Origin of the sequence: Microbacterium enclense (assembly GCF_004022425.1) — a bacterium.
GTDB lineage: Bacteria > Actinomycetota > Actinomycetes > Actinomycetales > Microbacteriaceae > Microbacterium > Microbacterium enclense_A.
On sequence record NZ_RBZY01000121.1, the window covers coordinates 1 to 2,629 of the forward strand.

Annotated in this window: 2 protein-coding genes; one reads left to right on the forward strand and one right to left on the reverse strand. The window is 71.5% G+C overall.

What is annotated here, in order from left to right; all coding sequences use genetic code 11:
* On the reverse strand, window positions 1-1,581 hold a 1,581-nt coding region (locus D8Y23_RS16405), incomplete at its 3' end, for a TM0106 family RecB-like putative nuclease (protein WP_128219088.1).
* 110 nt (window positions 1,582-1,691) lie between these two features.
* On the opposite strand from D8Y23_RS16405, the gene D8Y23_RS16410 reads away from it, so the two are divergent.
* On the forward strand, window positions 1,692-2,629 hold a 938-nt coding region (locus D8Y23_RS16410), incomplete at its 3' end, for a nitrilase-related carbon-nitrogen hydrolase (RefSeq protein WP_342672128.1).

Genomic DNA, 2,629 nt, shown 5'->3' on the forward strand with positions numbered 1-2,629 from the left:
GAGCCAGTCGCGCAACCGGCGGGTCGACACGCAGTCGTAGCGGTTGTAGTCGGCCAGATCGTCGAGCACCCGTTGCGCCGCCTCGACGTCGCCGTCGGCGGCGAGCGCACGTGCCTCGACGTACTGCACGATCGAGTCGTCGCCGCGCTGCACGTCGCTCGTGCGCACCTCGTCGCCCATGTACAGCGGTTCGAGCTTCTTGATGGAGTACGACCGCGATCCGACCCGCAACGCGCGGCGAACCACCGGGTACAGGTCGACGAAGACGCCGTCGCGCAGCAGGCGATCGACGTCGGCTTCGCCGACGCCGTAGCGCGCGGCCATCGTGAGAAGGTGCGTGGGCTCGTACGGCGCGTAGTGGTAGATGTGCATTGCGGGGAACTGCTCGCGCCGCACGGCCACCATGTCGAGGAACCGTTCGAGCGCCGCCCGCTCCTCGTCGAAGCTGTGCGCCCACAACGCCCCGTAACGCTCGCGCGTGTCGACCCATCCGAACAGGTAGTCGATCCCCCAGTGCTCCCGCTTCCCCTCGGTGTACAGCGGATCGCCCTCGAAGTCGAAGAACAGGTCGCCGTGATCGGGGCGCGGAAGCACGCCGAGGGACGCGGGGGCGACGACCTCGTAGGTCGGGACGACGTGTTCGCCCGCCGCCCCGTCTCCGGCGGGGCTCTCGAGCTGCAGCCGCGCCTGGGTGCGGAGGGAGACGAAGGTGTCGGCGCTCATCCCCTCGGGGGCGGCCGGGGCGGCTGCGAGCGCATCGATCGTGTCGATGCCGCCGGCCCGCAGGCGGTCGCGCTGCACCGGCCGCATGCCGGCGACGAGCAGCAGGTCGCGGTGGGCGACGACCTCGATCTCGCACGTGGGGCAGCGTCCGCAGGCGAGAACCGCGAGGTCGCCACGCGGGTCGCCCCACGGGACCACGGCACCGGCCGTACCCGAATCGACTCTGCGGTCCGCGATGAGGGCGCGCAGCCGCGCGCGGCGCAGCGCGAACACGGGCATCAGATCGTCGACGCGGTGCGTGCTGATGCCGCCGTCGCCGAGCAGCAGCTGCACCTCGTCGGAGCGGGGCACCCCCAGCCGGTCGAGCTGATCGACGTAGGCGGCGAGCTGCATGAGGGCAGTGACGCGGGCCCGGCGGGCGAGCTTGGTGTCCTGGACGACCCACGGCCGTGGTCGGCCATCGCCCGCGTCGGGCTCGCGGACGAGGAAGTCCGCGAAACCGACGAACTCCTCCGTGGCGAAGGCGGCCTGGTACACCACCTCGGCCGACGGGTCGGCGAGCGCCGCGTCGGTGAGACGGACGGCCTCGGCCAGCGCCGCGACGTCGGAGGACCGGGCGGCGGGGATCTCGCGGACGGCACCGCCCAGTCGGTGGCGGTACTCGTCGAGCACGCGGAGTTCGTGAGCGGTGCCCAGCGCGGCCGCCCGCTCGAGCGTGGCGTCTTCGGGGTCGGGCACCGCGTCGATACGACCGATCTTCGCGTCGATCGCCCGGAGCCACGCGAACTCGCACTCGGCCGCCGCCTTGAGGTCGCTCGCGCTCCAGACGATCCGCGCTTCGTGCTCGATGTACCGCATGATGGTCAACGCTAACCGGGGCCGCCGACATCGCCCGACGCGTGTCCACAGCCCGTGAGCCGGCACGCCCGGAACGACGCGATGTCGATGGCAGCTGACAGACTGAAGGTGTGATCACCGAGCTGCCGTTCGAGAACGTCTACCGGCACGGGTTCGCGCGCGTGGCCGCGTGCACGATCCCCGTCGCGGTCGCCGACCCGGCCACCAACGCCGAGGCGGTGCTCGCGTCCGCGCGCGAGTGCGATGCGGACGGTGTCGCGGTGGCCGTCTTCCCCGAGCTCTGCCTTTCGGGCTACGCCATCGACGACCTGGTCATGCAGGACCCTCTCCTCGATGCTGTCGAAGAGGCCGTGGCCCGCATCGTCGAGGCATCCACCGATCTGCTGCCGGTCCTGCTCGTCGGCGCACCGCTGCGCCACCGCAACCGTCTCTACAACTGCGCCGTCGTCGTCCATCGCGGACGCATCCTCGGCGTCGCCCCCAAGTCGTACCTGCCCACGTATCGCGAGTTCTACGAGCACCGCTGGTACGCCCGCGGCGACGACCAGTCGGGGCAGCACATCACCGTGGCGGGCGCGACGGTTCCGTTCGGGCCGGATCTGCTGTTCGACGCGGTCGACGTCCCGGGGCTCACCCTGCACGCCGAGGTGTGCGAGGACGTGTGGGTGCCGATCCCGCCGTCGTCGTCCGCGGCGCTGGCCGGGGCGACGGTGCTCGCCAACCTCTCGGGCAGCCCCATCACGATCGGTCGCGCCGACGATCGCGCACTGCTGTCGCAGTCGCAGTCCATGCGGTGTCTCGCGGCGTACGCTTACGCGGCCGCGGGGCAGGGCGAGTCGACCAACGACGTGTCGTGGGACGGCCAGACGATGATCTACGAGGGCGGTCAGCTGCTCGCCACCACCGAGCGCTTCCCGGACGGCCCGCGCCGGAGCGTCGCCGACGTCGACCTCGACCGCCTACGGCAGGACCGCCTGCGCCAGGGCACGTTCGACGACAACCGTCGCACGGCCGGCACGCCATTCCGCACGGTGTCGTTCGAACTCTC